Here is a 20,252-nt window from a genome sequence, read left to right on the forward strand (position 1 = left end):
CACATGAGAAATCTGCTATCTGCCCTCGCCGGCGTCCTCTTTTCAATTGGCCTCCGGGCCCAAACAATCTATGACACCACCTTCATCAACAACCTAAAAGAACAGGCCCGCACCGCCGTCGCTGCAAAACAAAAAGGCGTTCAGGAAATGGTCGACCAGATCTTCAGCTACGGCGAACTCGGCTTCCAGGAGATAGAGACCTCCAAATACCTCACCGCCTTCCTCACAAAGAATGGCTTCACCGTCGAGAAGGGCATCGCCGGCATCCCCACCTCCTGGATGGCCCGCTGGGGAAGTGGCAGCCCCGTCATCGCTCTCGGCAGCGACATCGACTGCATCCCCAAGGCCTCGCAAAAGCCGGGTGTAGCCTACAAAGATCCCATCGTCGAAGGCGCCCCCGGTCATGGGGAAGGCCATAACTCCGGCCAGGCCGTGATCATCTTCGCAGCCCTCGCCGTAAAAGACCTGATGGAAAAGAACCACCTTCCCGGCACACTCGTCATCTGGCCCGGCGTAGCCGAAGAGCTGGTCGGCAGCAAGGCCTGGTACGTACGCGACGGATATTTCAAAAATGTCGACGCCTGCATCTTCACCCACGTAGGCTCGGCATGGAATTGCAACTATGGCGACCCGGGCATGAACGGCCTCGTCTCCGTAAAATTCTCCTTCGATGGCGAAGCAGCCCATGCGGCAGGCGCCCCCTGGCGCGGCAAGAGCGCCCTCGACGCGGTCGAATTGATGGACGTCGGCTGGAACTTCAAACGCGAACACCTAAAGCCAACGCAACGTTCTCACTATGTCATCACCGACGGCGGCGACCAGCCTAACGTCGTCCCCTCCAAAGCATCGGTATGGTATTATTTTCGCGAACGCAACTATGACGACATCAGCAGCATGTACGCCGCAGGCGTCAATATCGCCAAAGGCGCGGCGCTCATGACCGACACCCGTATGTCCTACCAGATCCAGGGCACGGCCTGGCCGGGTCATTTCAACAAGGCGCTGGCACAGGCCATGTACGCCAACATCAAAAAAGTGGGCTACCCCCAATGGACAGACGCTGACCAGCAGCTCGCCCTGGCCGTACAAAAACTGGTGGACGCGCCAAAGACCGACCTGGAAGGAAAGCCCATCCATGGCCTGCGCAGCGACCTCGACACCCTCAAAGGCTCCGTGCCCTTCTCCTGGGGCGGCGGCTCGGATGACATCGCCGACATTTCCTGGAATGTCCCCACCATCGATCTCTACTACCCCGCCAATATCCCCGGCACAAAAGGTCACCACTGGGCCGACGCCATCGCCATGGCAACACCCATCGCCCACAAAGGCAGCCTCTACGGCGCCGAGGTCACCGCCATGACGCTGATCGATCTGTTCACAAAACCACAGATCATCGCCGACGCAAAGGATTACTTTAATAACGTGCAGACAAAAGAAGTGAAATACAAACCCTTCATCACGAAGGACGACCCGCCCGCCATCTACCTGAATAAAGAGACTATGGAGAAATACCGCGAACAGATGCGGAAATACTATTACGATCCATCAAAATACAAAACCTATTTGGAGCAGTTGGGTATCACCTACCCTACCCTCACCCCGCCGGCGAAATAATGTCCGGCGGCCGGCTCAATCTATCCGCCTTACCACCTTTTCCTTATCGCGCCGCTTCTCCCATCGCAACAGCTCGAGCTCCGGCTGCTCGAAGAAGCCATCCGTATACCCGGTACAGAGATAGGCCACCAGCCGGTGACCCGCCGGCGCCTCCAGTAGTACCCTCACCCGTTCGGGGTCCAGGATACTCACCCAGCCAAGCCCAACATTCAACGCCCGCGCCATCAGCCACATATTTTCAACGGCACAGACCACACTATATAACCCCACTTCCTCCATCGTCGTTTGCCCCAGCACCGGCCCCGCCTGCGGAACATAAAATACCGCGATATTCAGCGGCGCCTCCAGTATCCCTTCCAGCTTCAGCCGGGCATATGCATCCTCCCGCTCCCCAAAGACCGGCTGTGCCGCCGCATTGGCCGCCTCAAAACTGTCCCGCACCCGCTGCCGCGTCTGCCTGTCCGTCACCAGCACAAACTCCCAGGGCTGCGAAAATCCGACGGACGGGGCATGAAGCGCCGCATCCAGCAAACGATCGACCACCTCCGGCTCCACCGGCCTGTCGATAAACCGGTTGCCCCGGACATCCCGGCGATGCCTGATCACATCCCACAACACCTCAGCCTCCGCCGGCGTGAATAGCTTCCCATTTAGTTCCATCATCGTCGTAATAAATTCGAATAAATATACTCCAAATCGACATGACTCCGGATATGCTCCGCCAGCCGGTCATACTGCCGCTCTTTAAATGCCCGGTAGTCGGGAATATCCACCCCCAACAATTGTTTCACTACCGCCTGGTTGTCCAGGATACCATGCATGTATGTGCCCCAAATAGTATCCGCCACCCCGTACCCATCGGGCGCTTCTCCTTCCACCACCGGGAAGTTCAACGGCCGCATCGCCCCGCCATCGACCCGGGGCCCCGCCGCGTCGCTCCCCATCTGCCCCATAGCCCCATCTACCACGGTCTGTCCCATATGTATCTCATATCCCTCGCACAAAGGCCCCGCCACATCGCCAAACCGAAACCGCCGCCGCACCGTCGTCTTCTCCCTGGTCAACACCGTATGCACCGGCAACAACCCCATCCCGCTCACATGCTGCGGCTCACCCTCCACACCATACGGATCGGCGATCGTCAACCCCATCATTTGATAACCGCCACAAATCCCGATCACGTGCACACCGGCAGCTGCCGCGGTATGGATGGCCTTGTCCACCCCAACCTCACGAATCGCCAGCAGGTCGCCGATCGTGTTCTTGGTGCCCGGCAAAATGATCATCGCTGCGTGGGCAAGCTCACCCGGATCATCGGTATAATAAACATGAAGCCCGGCCGCGCGCTCAATCGCCGCGAAATCGGTAAAATTCGCAAGATGCGGCAGACGGACAACCGCGACATTTACTGCGCCAGGCTTATGCACGGCATGTTTCTGTCGCAGCACCACAGAATCCTCTTCTTCAATATGAATATCCCGGAAATAAGGCAACACCCCTACTACAGGCGTGCCGGTAAGCTCTTCCAATTGCCGCCGCCCATCCGCGAACAATCGTGCATCACCCCTGAATTTATTGATAATAACTCCGCGGATAAGCGCCCGCTCTTCCGGCGGCAGCAGCGCCAGCGTCCCATACACGCTGGCAAAGACCCCACCCCGATCGATATCCGCAACCAGGTAGACATCGGCCCCGGCATGCAGGGCCATTCGCATATTGGCGATATCCCTGTCCCGCAGGTTCACCTCGGAGATGCTGCCCGCCCCTTCAAGGACAATAGGATTATACCGGCGCGCAAGCCGGTCGTAGGCCCCGCGCACTTCCTCCCATAGAGCCACCCGGTCGCGCCCCATAAAATAGGCATAGGCAGACTGGCTGCCCGCCGGCTTGCCGTGCAATACCAGCTGCGCATGCGTGTCGCCGGTAGGCTTTAGCAACACGGGATTCATCTCGCTGTGACAGGGAATACCCGCCGCCTCGGCCTGCACCGCCTGCGCCCTGCCGATCTCCAACCCCTCCGGGGTGACAAAACTGTTAAGGGACATATTCTGCGCCTTGAACGGCGCCGGCCGGTATCCATCCTGCGCCAGGATACGGCAAAAACCCGCGGTGATGACGCTCTTGCCGACATCGGACGCGGTACCGGCAAACATAAGGGGCCGGATGGGGGAATATATTTTGGCGGTTGCCTTCACGGGACTGCGAAAATAATAGTTTTGCAGTTATGCAATCCCAATTCCTCCTGGCAGCGCCGCACAGCGGCGCCGGCAAAACAACCGTCACCCTTGGTCTGCTCCGGGCCCTGCAACAACGCGGACTGCGTGTTCAGCCGTTTAAATGCGGACCTGACTACATTGATCCCATCCACCACCACACCGCCGCCGGACGCGACAGCATCAATCTCGATCTGCTCATGATGAGCGCAGCTCATATCCGGCAGCTCTATCAACACTATACCTCCAACGCCGACGTCGCCATAACGGAAGGCGTCATGGGACTCTTCGACGGCGCCCGGAAAAGAGAAGGCAGCAGCGCCGATCTTGCCCGCCTGCTCGACCTCCCTGTGATACTCGTCCTCAACGCAAAAGCCATGGCCTATACCGCCGCCGCCCTTCTCTATGGTTTAAAGAATTTCGACCCCGCCCTCAACATCGCCGGCGTCATTTTTAATTTTGTCGATTCCCCCATCCATTACAAAATGCTTCAGGAAGCCAGCGAAGCCGTCGGCATAAAGGCCCTGGGCCACCTGCCCGCCAACAACGCCCTGCACATACCCTCCCGTCACCTCGGCCTTGACACCGCCGAAGCCGGCGTAGCCATCGAAACCGCCGCCCGCCACATCGAAAAACACCTCGACCTCGACGCCATCCTCGCCGCAACAACAGCAGCAACACAACTAACACTCACCGCGGACATCCCGACCCGGCCCAGCGAAGCGAAAACCATTCTCGTCGCCCGCGACCCGGCCTTCCTTTTCCTCTATCCCGAAAACCTCCGCCGTCTCGAAGCCTACGGAACCATCCACTATTTCAGCCCGCTACACATCGCCCATCTCCCACCCGCCGATTTGCTATACCTCCCGGGCGGCTATCCCGAATGCTACCTCGAACAACTATCCCAAAACAAAACGCTGCTGCAAGACATCCAAACCTTCACCACAAAAGGCGGTAAGGTCCTCGCGGAATGCGGCGGCATGATGCTGCTCGGCAAAGCCATCATCGACGAATCAGGCAAGTCCTGGCCCATGACCGGCGTACTCGACATCGTCACCAGCATGCAGGAAAAACGGCTAAGCCTCGGCTACCGTACCCTCACCCTCAACGGTCAAACCCTTAAAGGCCACGAATTCCACTACTCGCAATTCATCAACAACCCGGACCCGGCCGCGAATCCCGCTACACCACCAAACGCCACCGCAGCCAGGCCCGCCATCACCATCCACAACGCCTACGGCCAGGAGATCCCCGCACCGGTCTTCTACCGGCGAAACCTCTTCGCAAGCTATATGCATTTTTACTGGGGAGAATCACTCGGCCCCCTGGAGAACTGGCTGGCCGGCTAAAACAAGCAAGATCTAATTCAACTGAATGCCGGCAATCGCTTTTTCCAGCGCCGTGTCTTGCACACCCGGTATGGATAACCCTTCCACGCGGAATACGGTAAGATCTGTCAACCCTATAAACCCGAGAATGGTGCGCAGATAAGGTTCGATATGATCCATCTGCTTCATCGGGCCATCCGAATAGATACCCCCCGACGAGATCGCAACATACACTTTCTTACCCTTCAGCATTCCCACCGGACCCTTTTCCGAATAATTGAACGTTACACCCTTCCGGACAATATGATCGATCCAGGCTTTCAGCGCCGACGGAATGCTGAAATTCCACATCGGAGCGCCGATCACCAGGATATCCGCCTCCTGAACTTCTTTGATCGCCTCGTCGGAATGCCGGATAACTTCCCGTTCCTTGGCCGAATGCTTCTCCGCCGGGGTAAAATAGGAAGAAATATGCGCCTCTTCCAGGTGCGGATAATGATGGTGGGCGAGATCCACCGTCTTCACGGTACTACCAGGATACTCGGCCTTGATCTTTGCAATAATGGCGTCTGCCAGCTGGATGGTGTAGGAGGCCCCACCCCGGGGACTCGATACGATATTTAATATTTTTTTCATTCCACAAAGCTATCTACCTTTACTTTCCAAAAGATACCAGTATCCCAAAGGATACTAGTATCCTGGAGGATACCGTTCAATCAAAGACAATGAAAGTCCAGTCTGACAACACAAGATCAATAGAGGTCTGTTCGGAAAGCAACAACACCCGAACAAAAGAAACGTGCAAGAAGGCAGCCAACGCTATCAAGGATACACTCTACGTTTTGGGAGGAAAATGGAAGCTCCCCATCCTCATGACCCTCGCCGCCGGCCCACAGCGTTTCGGCGAACTCCAAAAAGCCCTCGAAAGCATCACCCCAAAAGTGTTGTCCAAAGAGCTAAGGGAGCTCGAATTGAATGAATTCATCACCCGCACGGTACACCCCACCACCCCGGTGACCGTAGAATACAGCCTGACAACGTATAGCAAATCCCTCGAAAAAGTGTTGTTGGAGCTTCGCGACTGGGGAATGGCCCACCGCCGCCGGCTGAAAGAATCCAGCAAGGCCCGCCGGGCCGCCGCCGGTAAAGCCGCCGAAGCCGCCTCACGCTGACCCGCCGCGCCGCTGCCGAAAAATAAATTTGCCTCATCCTGTCCTAATTCTTCCGGCCCGACTGACGAGAATACATAATTCATCAAAAAAACAGTTTTATGAACCAGTTTCTCATCATCATCAGAGGCAACTACATCATGCCCACGTCCCCCGAACAAGTCCAGCAAAACCTCGCCGTGTTCAACGACTGGGTCCAGCAGGTGCTCAAAGGCCGATTCGTGGCCGGGGCGCCCCTCGATGACTCGGAAGGGAGATTACTGAAAAGCAAAACGGAAGTCCTCACCGACGGCCCCTTCATGGAATCGAAGGAAATGGTCTCCGGCTACATCATTATCAACGCCAACGACCTCGCAGAGGCAACCGAACTGTCCAAACAATGCCCCCTTATTAACAACTACCAATTGGAAGTACGCAAGCTGAAACCCATGGCATAACAACCCGACAGGCATGGCATCCGAAGAAAAAAATGTCAATCAAGTCGTCGACCATCTTTTTCGTCACGAGGCGGGAAGGATGGTCGCCGTTTTAACCCGCCTCTTCGGCCTCCACAACATCGAATTGGCCGAAGACGTGGTACAGGACACCCTCCACCAGGCGCTGCAGGACTGGCCCTTCGGCTTGATGCCCGACAATCCCGCCGCATGGCTCATCACCGTTGCCAAACGTAAAGCCATCAACACCATCCGGCGTGAAAAATTCTACCGCTCGTTCGCCGGCGACATCGACACCCTGTTAAAATCCGAATGGACCGCCACCTACACCATGGACCAGGTCTTCCTCGAATCCGAGATCACCGACAGTCAATTGCGCATGATCTTCACCTGCTGTCACCCCGATCTCCCCACCGAAGCCCAGGTCGCCCTCACCCTGAAAACCCTCTGCGGCTTCAGCATCGCTGAGATCGCCGCCGCATTGCTCACCACCGAATCCAATATCAACAAGCGCCTCTACCGCGCAAAAGAAAAGATCCGCAACAAAGGCATCGATTTCTCAGTCCCCACCGGCGCACACCTCCAGCTCCGCCTCGACGCCGTCCTGCTGGTCATCTATCTGCTGTTCAACGAAGGCTACAACTCCACCGGCGACAACCCCGCCATCCGCAAAGACCTCTGCCTCGAAGCGCTTCGGCTTGCCATGCTGCTTACCCAAAATTCCGCGATCAACGAATACCCGGCCGTCTATGCCCTCCTGGCCCTGCTCTGCCTGCACTCCGCCCGGCTCGACGCCCGCATCGACAACAACGACTGCCTCGTCATCCTCGAAGACCAGGATCGCCGCCTTTGGAATCACGAACTCATCCAACAGGGTATGCAGTTCCTCGCGCAGTCGGCCATCGGCGCCACCGCCACCGCCTATCATCTCGAAGCCGCCATCGCCGCCGAACATTGTATGGCCCCCGACTTCGCCTCCACAAACTGGCAACGCATCCACGATTACTACACCGCTCTGGAAAAACTAAAACCATCCTCGGTGATCCGGCTCAATCTCGCCATCGTCATCGGGAAAAAAGACGGCCCCGAAGCCGCGATCGCGCTCCTGCACCAGTTGGAAACCCATAAAGCATTGGAAAATTCTTATCTCCTTTACACCTCCCTCGGAGAATTCTACTATTTAGCCGGCAAAAAAGAACTGGCCCTCGATTATTTCCTCCGGGCAAGGACCCTCACCCGAAGCCCCGCCATCCGCCAGCTGCTCGATCGCAAAATGAGCCGCTAAGCGCCAAATATCACCCGGTCGAGCCACGCATTCCTAAACTTCCCACCCGGATCATAATGCCGCAGCATCTGTTTAAACTCATGCATCCGCGGATACAGCTCCGCCAGCCGCGCATGCGACATCGTAAACAGCTTCCCCCAATGCGGCCTCGCCCGGTAAGGCGCCAGCGCCTGCTCTATCTGCGGCAACAGGGTACGCACCACCTCCCACTCGGGCTTCCACGTAAAATGGATCGCCGTACTCGCCTGATGCCCGCAGGGACTCATCCAAAGATCATCCGCCGCAATACAGCGCACCTCGGTGATAAAAAGATGTGGCGACACCTGCTCATGCAGCTTCTCTACCGCCATCATCGCGGCATAACTATGCTCGCGGGGAACAAAATATTCCGTCTGCAGCTCTTTTCCACTGCTCGGCGTAAAACCCATTTTAAAATGCGGCAGCCGCTCATGCCAGGGCCCCGGCACCCCCATCTGCGGCGTACAATTCTCGGCTGATATATCGCTTATCGGATGTAGATTCTTCGTGGCCGCACGCGCCCCAAAGAACTCCGGCGTCGTACCCATATTTTCCCCGTTCCCAACCCTGCTCTTGATCCACACCTCCTTGATATTCCGGTTACGCCAGTCGGTAAACAGGCTCACGCTGTACCCCGCCGACATAATCTCATCAAAATGATGCTCCAGCTGCGCCATCGGCAGGTTCTCATATACATACTGCCTCACCTGGTAGGTCGGCTGTATCGCCAGCGTCAGCTTCGTAACCACTCCGATGCCGCCCAGGTGGACAACAGCAGCAAGGAATTGCTCCCCATTTTGCTGCCGCGACAAATTCACCGCCTCCCCCGAAGCCGTCACAAATTCCATCCCCACCACGGCGCTCGACAGGTTGCCGTTGTGGACTCCCGAACCATGCGTGGCCGTCGCCACCCCGCCCGCAACGGAAATATGCGGCAGCGAAGCAAGATTGTGCAGCGCATACCCATTGTCGTTCAGGAAGACCGCCAGCTCGCCATACCGGATACCCGACTCCACCGTCACCGTATGATGCGTCTTGTCAAGGGCGATAACCTTGTTCATCCCGGCAAGCGACAAAAACCCATCCTTCGAGTCGGCGATATCGTTAAAACAATGCCGCGTACCCAACACCTTGAACTTTTGCTGCCCCTTTATCCATCCCCGCGCATCGTCTATCGACGCCGCTTTCCGGAGAGCAGCAGTACTATAAGTAAGATTTCCGGCCCAATTGGTGATCTTTTCACTTTGTGCCCAGTCTACAAGTGGCGTCAACGCCGAGCCAGCCATCATAACGGAAGATAGTTTTAGAAAAGTTCTCTTTTTCATACGGCGCAATTACAGCGCCAAGTTAACCAATTTTACACAACCTTTGTACGGAAATCCCCGTACCTTAAGACATGAACATCATCCAGGCACTGCTCCTTATTGTCCTTCTCGATCCCGTCCCCCACCCGCTGACCATCCGCTTCCACAACGAAGTGTGCAACCAACCCCTCCACCTCGATGATCAGACCTATACCAATCGCTTCCACGAGCCCTTCCTCATCCTCCAATGCAAATACTACATAGCCAATATCCTCATCAGTGACGGCAAACACGAAGAACAGCTCCCGTTACAACCCCATCTCGTTGACCAGGCCGACAGCGCCAGCCTCGAACTCCACGGACAAACGACTATCGCCTACCCCCGGGAGATCAAATTCACCATCGGGGTCGACAGCTTCTACAACATCGGCGGCGTCCGGTCGGGCGACCTCGATCCGATGCTGGGCATGTTCTGGACATGGAACACGGGCTATATCAACGCCCGGCTCGAAGGGCTAAGCGATTCGGCACACGCCCCGGCACACCGCTTCACCTGGGACATCGGTGGCTATAAGGCGGGACAAAACACCCTCCGCACCATCACCATACCCCTGCCCTTGTCCGCCAACGCCCCGGCCCTCACCCCGGCAGCAAAATCCCCAGGCCCCACTGAGATCCTCATCCACGCCGATCTCCTCCACTGGTTCGACGGCGCCCATCCCATCCACCTCACCCGATCGCCCATCTGCCACGAACCCGGCCCCCTCGCCATGCAACTCGCCGACAACTACTCCACCTCCTTTTCCTGCCGCTGATGAAAAAAAAACCGCTCATAACCGGCATCATCTTCACGACCCTGGCCTGGATCACCACCGGCATCCCGCTCAAACCAACCCCGATGACGCTGCCCATCCCCGCCGGCTGGCCCGCCCCAAAATATGACACCCGGCAAAACCCGCTCACCGTCGAAGGCTTCGTCCTTGGCAGAAAACTTTTTTATGACCAACGGCTAAGCCGCGACTCCACCCTCTCCTGCGCCAGCTGTCACCAGCAGTTCGGCGCCTTCGCCACTTTCGATCACCCCCTCAGCCACGGCATCGGCAACACACTCACTACCCGCAACGCCCCCGCCCTCCAAAACCTGGCATGGCAGGAGGCGTATATGTGGGACGGCGGGATCAACCACCTTGATCTGCAACCACTGGCGCCCCTCACCGCCCCCAACGAAATGGGCGAAACCCTCGCTGACGTCCTGCACCGGCTACAACACGACACCAGCTATCAACGACTCTTCAAGGCAGCCTTTGGCGACACGGCGATCACCACACAACGCTTTACAAAAGCTCTCAGCCAATACCTCATCCGCCTCATCAGCGCCGATAGCAAATACGACAGGGTGATGCAAGGGAAAGATACCTTTCTTCTTCCCGAACGCCTCGGCTACGCCATCTTCCAACAAAAATGCAGCAGCTGTCACCGCGAACCGCTCTTCACCGACGGCAGCTACCGCAACATCGGCATGCCTCCCGACAATACGCTGAATGACTATGGTCGCATGCGCATCACCGGGAAGAAGGAGGATTCCCTGAAGTTCAGGGTCCCCTCCTTGCGAAACGTCGCGATAACCCATCCCTATGGTCACGACGGCCGGTTTTTCAGTCTGTTGAATGTATTCGAACACTATAGAAAGTCCGGAATGATCCCCCTCTCCAATTTCGAGATCGGCCAGCTCACTGCCTTCCTCAACACCCTCACCGACACCTCCTTCCTAAAAAACCCCCTCTTCGCCCCACCCGGCTACACCATCACCCCCGTCTTCATCCACCGTCACTAACCCCCGAACCGCGCCCCCTCCCGCCGATGCCGCACCCCCGCAACCGCACGCCCCGACTCACCGCACCAAAATAAACGTCCCCTTCTTCGTATGCACCTTCCCCATATAATCCTTCCCCTGCACCATATACACAAAGGTTCCCGCTTCCTCCCTATGCCCGCCAAGCATCCCATCCCACCCCTTTCCATTCTGCGTGGTGGCAAAAACTTCCTGTCCCCAGCGGTTGAAGATGCGGAAATAATCCAGGCTGCTGATGCCTGCAAGAATGGGCCGGTAAACATCATTCTTCCCATCTCCATTCGGGGTAAAAGCATTCGGCATAAAAATATCCGGCAGCGTCTTATACACCAGCACCCTGATCTTCCCCGATCCCGAGCACCCTTGCGGCGTCGTAGCCGTAACGACATACACCACCGAATCCACCGATGAGGAAGTGATGGTAGCTATCGGATCAGCAATCGCCGCATTGCTCAGCCAGTCCGCCGGATTCCATGAAAAGCTCACTAGCGCGCTATCCGTACTCGTCGCCTGCAACTGCAACGCCTCACCAACCACAACGGCCGTATCATTACCCGGATTGACGATCACCTTCGATATCACCGTGACCAACACCGAATCCGATACCGGCTTGGGACATCCGAGCGTATCCGTCACCGTTAAGATATAATCGGTCGTCACCAGGGGATTCACTGCCGGCGTCAGCGTCTTCTGGCGTAAAAAATCACCCGTCGGCGTCCAGGTATAATACGCCCCGGTCATCGCCCCCTGCAAAGTGATCTCACTCCCATAACAGATCGTCGTATCATTCCCCGCTTCAGCCTTCGGATACGGCACCACCTTGATATAGGTAGAGGTCGTCGCCGCGCATTTACCCAGGTTGGCGACCACCGTATACGTCGTACTGACCAGCGGCGCAGCCTTCGGATCTTTGATAAGCGAGTCGCTAAGCCCCGTACCCGGCGACCAGTTAAATTGCAATCCATAGCTCACCGGGCTCAGCGTGATACTGTCTGTCTGGCAGATGGTCGTGTCCGGGGTCAGGGTGACGGTGATATAATTCAAGGTATTCACCGTTATCGTACCGGTGCCGACACACCCGTTCTGCGTGGCAGTCACCGTGTACACTGTCGTATCCTTGGGCCATACAAGCGGCGTATCCGTGGCAGTATACATAATATTATAATTAGGCGTCCAGCTATAGGTAATACCTGCACTGTTGCTGATCGCCTTCAGCCGCAGCGTGTCGATCGTGCAGATAAGCGTATCGGTAAACGGCAGGATAAAATCCGGCTGTCCATACACCGTCACCGATTTACTCGCAGTGCCGCTGCAACCCTTGCTCGTCCCCACCGTCAACGTCGCGGTATAGGTGCCCGCCGCCGCATACTGGTGAGAAGGATTTTGCACGGTGGAAGCATTAGTGCTCGAACTACTTTCCCCAAAACTCCAGGCCCAGTTATCCACCGTTCCGTACCTGGCATAGGTCTCGTCGGTAAACTTCACCGGTGATTGATAACAGACCCCGTTGGTGGTGAATGCGGGGGTAAAACCCGGATAAACCCGCACGGGGGCAGAAGTAGTATCCGTGCAACCCGACGAATTGGACACGGTAAGCGTCAGCGTATAGGTTCCCGTGTCCGCATAGGTATAAGAAGGGGTGGCTAAAGTGCTGGTAGCGCCCGCCACCCCGAAGTTCCAGAGATAGCTCGTGATCGTCGAAGCCGTCGACTCGTTCTGGAAAGAAAGAGTATAATTGTCGCAATTGACATAACTCGTATTCAGGCTCGCCGCCGTAAGGCTGCAACTGTAGACATAGATCTGCAGCTCCTTCTTGATGGAATCGATCAGTACTCCTTTCCGCCATTCCTTTACATAGACGGCTACCACATACTCACCCGTCGTCGAAGGCGCCGTCCCACTGATAAGCCCGCTCACCGGGTCGATCGTCACCCCGCTGCCCAGCGGGGCTGTTCCACTATAGCCCGACGTATAGGTAAGGGAAGTATAAGGCGGACTTCCGGGCGCCGTGCTCGAGGTCTGGCCACTGGGATTGGTAACATTCAGTCCATTGCCAAATGCATAGCTCAGCGAATCCCCATCGATGGGGTCCGTCGCGCTGAAGGGATAGGAGAAATGACCGTTATAGCAAATAATGGCCGTATCGTTGAAGGCAAAGGAAGGGCTGCTATTGGTATGATAGTCCGTGCCGCTGATCGTGCCGGGGATAATGGCATTGATCGTGATCCCGTCGCTGCCGCTGCTGCTGATGTTGACGATCCCATCCGTCCGATAGGCGTCTTGCACTGCCAGAATATACCCGGCGCTGATATCGGCAAGATCGACGGTATAGACATACGTATATATCTCGTAGCATATGGTCGGCGGGTCACTCATACAGGGACTAAAATACTGCTTTGTCACCGTGGTCGCCGTGGTGTTGGCCAGACTCTGGCTGGTCACCAGCGAATGGGTGGACGCATTGAAAACTCCCAGGTACACCGACCCCCTCGGCCCCTGCACCGTACAGCTAAAGAATACCGTTACCGTTATCGTGTAATTGGAAGTACCGCTGGATGACCCCGCGCCATTGTATTTATACTGGATATATCCACCCTTCACATGCGCGGCAAAAACCAGTATGGGAGAAAAGGTCAGCAACAGGATGAGCGATCCGGCAACTCTCGGCATAATAGGGTTTTATGTTCCCTACTATTACTGGTTTTTCACTATTTCCGGTTGCCTTCCTCCCGACGCGCCCCACCCCGTTTCACCGCAGAAAATCCCGCATTCACCTCATTTTCGATAACTTTGCAAAAGTGACGCCTGCTTCTGCCATATGAATTTGAACAAATACTATAGACAAGCCGCCCTCATTCCCTCCCTGCTCATCATCGCCGGCTTTATTCTCTTTACCATCTACGACCTGTTCATCGGCGCGGGCAAAGACTACAAAAGCGAATGGCTCAATGCCGACTCGGTCGACATCTATGTCGTCGGCCTGATCATTATCCACTGCGTCTTCGTCTGTCTCCTTTGCTGTACCATTTTTTTCAACAGATCGCCAAAGGTCAGGGCCAGCCCTATCCTCAGCGGGCTATCCTGGTTCGCCCTACCCATGCTCTATCTGTGTTACTTATTATACGTCCTCGTCCGTAGCATCTACTTCGGGATAGACGTCGAGGCTACCTGCCTTTTTATCCTGGCCCTTACCCTTCCCTATCTATTTAGCCTCGTCTTCACCTACATCAGATTCCGGACAACTATTGTATCACATCCGAACAGGAAAGCGCCCAACCCAACTACAACTCACTAATCTCCAATGTCCTGAAAAAAGGCATAATTTATGATCCGGCACCAGCATGCTCCCCCATCACCTAAAAACTGCGCTGCGAACCCTCTCCAGGAACAAGGGCTACACCCTCCTGAACATCATCGGCCTTTCCGTCGGCGTCGCAGCCTGTCTGCTCATCTTCCAGGTCGTCCGCTGGCAACTCAGCTTTGACAACTTCCATGTGGCCAAAGACCGCATCTATCGCGTGGTGAGCATTCCGTATAAAGAAGGTTCGGGTTACAACGCAAGGGCCGGCGTCGCGCTGCCCGTAGCATCTGCCTTGCGCATCGATTATCCGCAACTGGAAAAGGTTGCCGCTATCTTCGGGCGCGATGGCCAGGTCACCGTCCTCAACGATACCCATAGCGCAGAAAAAAAATTCAATGAAGAGAACGATGTTTATTTTGCCCAACCGGCTTTCTTCGACATCTTCAATTTTGCCTGGCTGGCAGGCAACCCCAAAACGGCCTTGACGGCGCCGCATACCGTCGTCCTCACCAAAGCCACCGCCATAAAATATTTCGGCGACTGGCAGACCGCGATGGGGCGATCCATCAAATTCGACAACCATGACATCTTCAAAGTAACAGGGGTCATGAAGGATGTCCCCGCCAATACTGACTTCCCGTTAGGCGTCGTCTTCTCTTATACCTCGCTCACTAATGTCGACCTCACCGATTGGATAGGAACGTATGGTCGTGGTTACTGCTTCGTCCGGCTGCCCTCCGGCCTCGATGCCGGCAAATTCAATGGGGAGTTAAAGAATTTTATCAACCGCCACGAACCCAAAGAAGGTCGCATCCATGGGATCGCGCTGCAACCCCTGGCCGGAATGCATTTCGACGGCAGGTTTGGCAATTATAATGGTCGCACCTTCAGCAAAGAATGGATCACCTCCCTCATCCTGACAGCGGCCTTTTTATTGATCATCGCCTGCGTGAATTTCGTCAACCTCGCCACCGCACAGGCAATGCGCCGGTCGCAGGAAGTAGGCGTCCGGAAAGTATTGGGTAGCAGCCGCAGACAATTGATGGGCCAATTCATGGGCGAAACCGCATTGATCACCCTCCTCGCCGTCCTCATCGCCGTAGGTCTTGCGTCCACGGCCTTACCATTCTTCGATCAGCTGCTTAAAATGGAAGTACCCCTCCGGCTAAACGACCCCTGGCTGCTGATCTTCCTGGGCCTCGTCACCGGCATCGTAACGGTGTTGTCCGGATTATACCCCGCATTCATTCTTTCCGGTTTCAGCCCAATATATTCCCTGAAAAATAAGATCACTACAAAGATGTCAGGCGGCATCTCCTTAAGGCGAATATTAACAACCCTACAGTTTGGCGTGGCGCAGGTATTGATCATCTGCGTGCTCGTCGCCTCCAGCCAGGTCGGCTATTTCAGGAATGCCCCGCTCGGTTTCGACAAAGCCTCCATCGTCGATGTACCTATTCCCGGCGACAGCCTGAGTCAGTCGAGGATGAATTCGGTGCGGCAGCAGTTGTTGCAACAGCCCGGCATCGAAACCCTCAGCTTCAGCACCTTCAGCCCCCTGGACAATGTCATCTGGAGCAATCAGTTCAAATTCGATCATGCGACTAGCAAAACCGTATTCCAAACCTATTTCAAATGGGCAGACGCCGGTTTTTTCGCCACCTACCAGCCCCAGCTGATAGCGGGCCGCGCCTACCGCCAAAGCGATACCTTGCAGGAATTCGTCGTCAATGAGACCCTGGTAAAGCAATTAGGTATCCGCGATCCAAAAGACATCCTCGGAAAAGAGATCAATTTCTGGGATCAGAAAAGGGGGGCTGTCGTCGGCGTAGTAAAAGATTTTCAGACCAATTCCATGCAAAGCCCCATCACCCCCGTTGTACTGGGCTGTTGGAAAGAGAACTACGAAATGATAGGGATAAAAATAAAGCCTCAAAATATTCCGCAAACATTGGCGGCCATCAAAAGCATCTGGAATGCGGCCTATCCGGATTATGTCTACCAATACCAGTTCCTCGACGAAAAGATCGATAGCTATTACAAAGAAGAGAGCCGGCTGTCCCAACTCTACCGGGTATTCGCCGGTCTGGCCATCCTCATCTCCTGCCTGGGGCTCTACGGCCTCGTTTCCTTCATGGCCGTCCAACGCTCCCGCGAGATCGGCGTGCGAAAAGTACTGGGCGCCACCGCAGCACAGATCATCTATTTATTATCCCGGGAATTCACCATCCTCGTCGGCATCGCCTTTCTGGCGTCCGCTCCCCTCGCCTGGTACCTCATGCACCATTGGCTGGAGGGCTTCGCCTCCCATGTCTCCGTCGGCCCCGGGATCTTCCTTCTCGCCCTCGCCTGCTCCCTATTCATCGCCTGGTGCACCGTCGGCTACCGCGCCTTCAAAGCCGCGACCACCAATCCCGTCCATACCCTGCGAACAGAATGAAGGTGACAGAAGTCATTGCACGTGTTGATGCGCGTCATAGAGAAGGGCACGGCGGGGATGTAGCTTAGCCTCAAAAGTACGATCATGAAATCCATTGTAGTCCCCGTCAATTATACCAAAAATGCCGCCAATGCCGCGCGGTATGCAGCAGACCTGGCCCTATCCCTGGGGGCGGATATCCATCTGGTGTACGTATTCGAGATACCATTAACCCTTTCCGAGGCTCCATTGCCGCCAGGCGCCTTCGAGGAGTTGGAATTGGGCAAGGTTACCTTGTTGCGGGACCTCAAGAGGGAGTTGACCGCCCGCACGACGGAGCCGCTGAATATCACTACCACTATAGAGGTGGGCAACGTGGAAACCCAACTGGAGGTCTTTTGCAAGACGAAGGATCCCTTCCTCGTGGTGATGGGCGCTTCGGGCAACGGAATCGACAATATCTTTGCCGGGAGCAACACCATCCTGGCGGTGCGGCAATTGCCCTATCCTGTGCTGGTGGTTCCCGAAAAGGCCAGTTTTAATAGCATCGGCAAGATCGTGGTAGCCTGTGACCGGGAGGATATCCTCACCGGATTGCCGTCGGCCCTGCCCTATCTGAAAGAGCTTGGTCGGCATCTGCCGGGTACGCGCGTGGAAATCCTGCATGTGATCACCGATAAAGAAGAAAGCACGACCGAACTGGAAGAGGCATATAATTCCTGGAAAGGTGAAGTGAGCAGCCTTCTGCCAATACTGCATTTTATCCGGCGAAGCAAGGTTGAAAATGGCATCGACGATTACCTGAAAGGGTGTGTCGCCGGCCTGGTGATGGTCTTTCCAAAAAATCACGGGCCGCTGGAGTTTCACAAGAGCCAGGCCAGGAAGGTTGTCCTGCATTGCGCCCTACCGGTGATGAGCGTGCATGAACGCTAAATTCAAGCTATAAAATGTAAAACCATGTTAGGAAAGTTAACCATGCCGGAAATAGAGAAACTGTTGCTGAAGGAAGTCGTGGGGCGCATCGGGTGCAGCGACGGGAAGATGGTCTATGTCGTACCGATCAGCTATACCTATGACGGCGTATACGTCTATTGCCATACGCATGAGGGCTTGAAGGTGGATATCATGCGGAAACATCCGACCATCTGCTTCGAGGTCGACCGGATGCAGAACATGGCCAATTGGCAAAGCGTCATCGCCCATGGACAGTTCGAAGAACTCACCGACCCGGCATTGCGCAGCCTTGCACTCCAGAAACTGCACGAGCGGATACTACCCGTCATAAGCAGCGAGACCACCCATCTGTCACCGGATTGGCCTTTTGTCCCTGCCGAACTGAACAAGATAGAAGGAGTCACCTTCCGCATCAGTCTGCAGGACAAGACCGGCCGTTTCGAACGTTCTCATTCGACGGCGCAGACCTTCTTTAGCATCTGATGGCAACCACGATCATCACAGCTCAGTTGCTTCGGCGACCATTTTTTTTATTGTTATGACAAGCGTCACAATGTTGACTTCCTGTATAACGTCGCTTTTACATGGTGTTATAATGGATGGAATTACCGGCTTTCCGGGCAGGAAAAAAATATGTTCCGGATCAATCAGCCCTTCAGGAACATTGTTATTGATTATTTGATCCTGCTTTGCCCTTTCATAAGGGGAGGCGAGGCAAACGACAAATAGGAATACCTGTTTTTGCTGCAAAAAAGCTTTGTGTTGATAAAGCCAATCCCGCATCAACATTTTATCGAAGTAAACAGGAGTCCCGATTACCAGAAAATCATAGGCCGCCAGTTCTTGCTGGCTAACTCCGTCCGGGTCATGAAGTCGCAGGTCTAGTGCTTTCCCTATCCATTCGGTATACTGCTGCGTAGTCCCGTACCTGCTCTTGTAAATAAGCACGCCATTCATGTCTTGCTTGATCTTATTATTGAGATAGTATTGTTTTACCACCTGGCGGCGGGTTCGGGGTGCGCCGGGGTGGCCTTGTCCGCGCGATGATAACGTTGGTAGAAGGCGCGATCGAGCCACTCACGATGTTCGGGATGCGCGATGTTGATCAGGGCCTGTGCGCGTTGCTTCAGATTTTTTCCAAAAAGATTTACGGCGCCATATTCGGTAACCACCCAATGCACATGCCCGCGGGTCGTCACGACGCCGGCCCCCTCCTTCAAAAAAGGCACTATCCTCGAAATACCCGTGGAAGTCACTGAAGGCATGGCGATAATGGGCAGCCCGCCCTCCGATAAAGAAGCCCCATGGATGAAATCCATCTGTCCGCCAATGCCGGAATACTGGAAAGAGCCCATGGAGTCGGCGCAGACCTGGCCGGTAAGGTCGACCTCGATGGCGCTGTTGATGGCGGCCACTTTGGGATTTTGCCGGATAACGGCAGTGTCATTGACATACCCGATATCCATGACGCGGATCTCGGGGTTGTCGTCGACAAAGTCGAAAAGCCGGCGGGTGCCGTTGATAAAGGAAGTTACCGATCGGCCGGGGATCACCTTCTTGCGGCTATTGTTGATGACACCGGATTCGATGAGTGGGATGACGCCGTCGGAAAGCATTTCGGTGTGGAGGCCCAGATCTTTATGCCCGGTGAGATTCTTCAGCACCTGGTCGGGGATGGTTCCGATGCCAAGCTGAAGGGTAGCGCCGTCGGGAATAAGGGAAGCCACGTGCCGGCCGATGCTTTCGACGAGAGGAGTGGCTTCACCCGAATAATTCACTTCCGGCAATGGCGCTTCATGCCAGACCAGCGCATCGATGTCTTTTACATGCACAAAACCGTCGCCATGGGTCCGCGGCATGCGCGGGTTCACCTGTGCAATGACATGACGGGCGCAGTCGACAGCAGCCCGGCCGATGTCGACGCTGGTGCCGAGGGTGCAGTATCCATGTCTATCGGGCGGCGACACCTGGATGAGAGCCACGTCGAGTGTCAGGATACATCTTTTGAAAAGTTGCGGTATCTGGCTGAGAAATACGGGGACATAGTCGCCGTCGAGGCTGTTGGCCACTGCGCGGGTGGCAGGGGAGACGAAAAGGGAATTGACAAAGAAACTTTCCCGCCAAAGGGGGTTGTCGAACTCCAGATCGCCCATAGTGGTGATGCTGACCAATTCGACATGATGCAGCTCCTTATGCCGGGCCTGCATTGCTTTTACAAGGTGGACGGGCGTGGCTGCACTACCGTGGATGAAAACGCGGTCGCCTGTTTTTATTGCTTTTACCGCCTCTTCGGCGGTGGTGTAAACTGTCGTAAACATGGGATCATTTTTTGTATTCGGTAAAAGTAGTCGCCGCGGAAGA

General features: G+C 55.5%; 18 protein-coding genes. 11 read left to right on the top strand and 7 right to left on the bottom strand.

The genetic code is table 11. The features are described 5' to 3' along the window. Window positions 1-3 precede the first annotated feature (3 nt). Window positions 4-1,614, top strand: coding sequence for an amidohydrolase (locus IEY39_RS08715; protein WP_188930615.1), 1,611 nt, complete (start codon window positions 4-6; stop codon window positions 1,612-1,614). 15 nt (window positions 1,615-1,629) lie between these two features. On the opposite strand, the gene bluB is transcribed toward IEY39_RS08715, so the two are convergent. Beyond that, window positions 1,630-2,277 carry a 5,6-dimethylbenzimidazole synthase gene (gene bluB, locus IEY39_RS08720; protein WP_188930617.1) on the bottom strand — a complete coding sequence of 216 codons (648 nt, stop codon included), beginning with the start codon at window positions 2,275-2,277 and terminating at the stop codon, window positions 1,630-1,632. Then, window positions 2,274-3,767: a cobyric acid synthase gene (locus IEY39_RS08725; RefSeq protein ID WP_188930619.1), complete on the bottom strand. Its 1,494-nt coding sequence runs from the start codon at window positions 3,765-3,767 to the stop codon at window positions 2,274-2,276. Before IEY39_RS08725 ends, bluB begins: the two co-directional genes overlap by 4 nt. A 71-nt stretch (window positions 3,768-3,838) precedes the next feature. Here IEY39_RS08725 and IEY39_RS08730 point away from each other — a divergent pair, with 71 nt between their 5' ends. Continuing rightward, window positions 3,839-5,176, top strand: a complete 1,338-nt coding sequence (locus tag IEY39_RS08730) for a cobyrinic acid a,c-diamide synthase CobB (RefSeq protein WP_188930621.1) — start codon at window positions 3,839-3,841, stop codon at window positions 5,174-5,176. Between the two features lie 12 nt (window positions 5,177-5,188). Here the strand turns inward: IEY39_RS08730 and IEY39_RS08735 are convergent, their stop codons facing one another. Further along, complete coding sequence (locus IEY39_RS08735) at window positions 5,189-5,791, bottom strand: FMN-dependent NADH-azoreductase (RefSeq protein ID WP_188930623.1); 603 nt, start codon at window positions 5,789-5,791, stop codon at window positions 5,189-5,191. Window positions 5,792-5,880: 89 nt separating this feature from the next. Here IEY39_RS08735 and IEY39_RS08740 point away from each other — a divergent pair, with 89 nt between their 5' ends. The 3 genes from IEY39_RS08740 to IEY39_RS08750 all read left to right on the top strand — a co-directional run bounded on the left by IEY39_RS08740 (window position 5,881) and on the right by IEY39_RS08750 (window position 8,043). Then, on the top strand, window positions 5,881-6,327 hold the full coding sequence (locus tag IEY39_RS08740; protein ID WP_188930626.1) for a winged helix-turn-helix transcriptional regulator: 447 nt from the start codon (window positions 5,881-5,883) through the stop codon (window positions 6,325-6,327). 98 nt (window positions 6,328-6,425) lie between these two features. Beyond that, a complete protein-coding gene (locus IEY39_RS08745) occupies window positions 6,426-6,761 on the top strand; it encodes a YciI family protein (protein WP_188930628.1) in 336 nt (111 codons plus the stop codon). Between the two features lie 13 nt (window positions 6,762-6,774). After that, window positions 6,775-8,043, top strand: a complete 1,269-nt coding sequence (locus tag IEY39_RS08750) for an RNA polymerase sigma factor (protein ID WP_188930630.1) — start codon at window positions 6,775-6,777, stop codon at window positions 8,041-8,043. Here IEY39_RS08750 and IEY39_RS08755 read toward each other — a convergent pair. Continuing rightward, a complete protein-coding gene (locus tag IEY39_RS08755) occupies window positions 8,040-9,386 on the bottom strand; it encodes a D-arabinono-1,4-lactone oxidase (protein ID WP_188930632.1) in 1,347 nt (448 codons plus the stop codon). The genes IEY39_RS08750 and IEY39_RS08755 overlap by 4 nt on opposite strands. A gap of 71 nt (window positions 9,387-9,457) precedes the next feature. Here IEY39_RS08755 and IEY39_RS08760 point away from each other — a divergent pair, with 71 nt between their 5' ends. Next, complete coding sequence (locus IEY39_RS08760; RefSeq protein WP_188930634.1) at window positions 9,458-10,180, top strand: MbnP family protein; 723 nt, start codon at window positions 9,458-9,460, stop codon at window positions 10,178-10,180. Next, window positions 10,180-11,199, top strand: a complete 1,020-nt coding sequence (locus IEY39_RS08765; RefSeq protein ID WP_188930636.1) for a cytochrome-c peroxidase — start codon at window positions 10,180-10,182, stop codon at window positions 11,197-11,199. The genes IEY39_RS08760 and IEY39_RS08765 overlap by 1 nt, the downstream gene beginning before the upstream one ends. A 57-nt stretch (window positions 11,200-11,256) precedes the next feature. On the opposite strand, the gene IEY39_RS08770 is transcribed toward IEY39_RS08765, so the two are convergent. After that, entirely contained in the window at window positions 11,257-13,887 is a 2,631-nt protein-coding gene (locus IEY39_RS08770; RefSeq protein ID WP_188930638.1) for a PKD domain-containing protein, read from the bottom strand. Between the two features lie 148 nt (window positions 13,888-14,035). Between IEY39_RS08770 and IEY39_RS08775 the strand changes: the two genes are divergently transcribed. The 4 genes from IEY39_RS08775 (at window position 14,036) to IEY39_RS08790 (ending at window position 18,374) form a co-directional block, all read left to right on the top strand. Further along, on the top strand, window positions 14,036-14,512 hold the full coding sequence (locus tag IEY39_RS08775; protein WP_188930640.1) for a hypothetical protein: 477 nt from the start codon (window positions 14,036-14,038) through the stop codon (window positions 14,510-14,512). 46 nt (window positions 14,513-14,558) lie between these two features. Continuing rightward, on the top strand, window positions 14,559-16,958 hold the full coding sequence (locus IEY39_RS08780; protein WP_188930642.1) for an ABC transporter permease: 2,400 nt from the start codon (window positions 14,559-14,561) through the stop codon (window positions 16,956-16,958). An 84-nt stretch (window positions 16,959-17,042) separates the two neighbouring features. Continuing rightward, on the top strand, window positions 17,043-17,870 hold the full coding sequence (locus IEY39_RS08785) for a universal stress protein (protein ID WP_188930644.1): 828 nt from the start codon (window positions 17,043-17,045) through the stop codon (window positions 17,868-17,870). Window positions 17,871-17,894: 24 nt separating this feature from the next. After that, complete coding sequence (locus IEY39_RS08790) at window positions 17,895-18,374, top strand: pyridoxamine 5'-phosphate oxidase family protein (protein WP_188930646.1); 480 nt, start codon at window positions 17,895-17,897, stop codon at window positions 18,372-18,374. A gap of 15 nt (window positions 18,375-18,389) precedes the next feature. Here the strand turns inward: IEY39_RS08790 and IEY39_RS08795 are convergent, their stop codons facing one another. Together IEY39_RS08795 and IEY39_RS08800 are read right to left on the bottom strand one after the other, a co-directional pair. Continuing rightward, a complete protein-coding gene (locus IEY39_RS08795; RefSeq protein WP_188930648.1) occupies window positions 18,390-18,848 on the bottom strand; it encodes a flavodoxin domain-containing protein in 459 nt (152 codons plus the stop codon). Between the two features lie 35 nt (window positions 18,849-18,883). Next, a complete protein-coding gene (locus IEY39_RS08800) occupies window positions 18,884-20,209 on the bottom strand; it encodes an acetyl-CoA hydrolase/transferase family protein (RefSeq protein WP_188930650.1) in 1,326 nt (441 codons plus the stop codon). Window positions 20,210-20,252: the final 43 nt, after the last annotated feature.

The sequence above is a fragment of the Puia dinghuensis genome, assembly GCF_014642875.1.
GTDB classification, from domain to species: domain Bacteria; phylum Bacteroidota; class Bacteroidia; order Chitinophagales; family Chitinophagaceae; genus Puia; species Puia dinghuensis.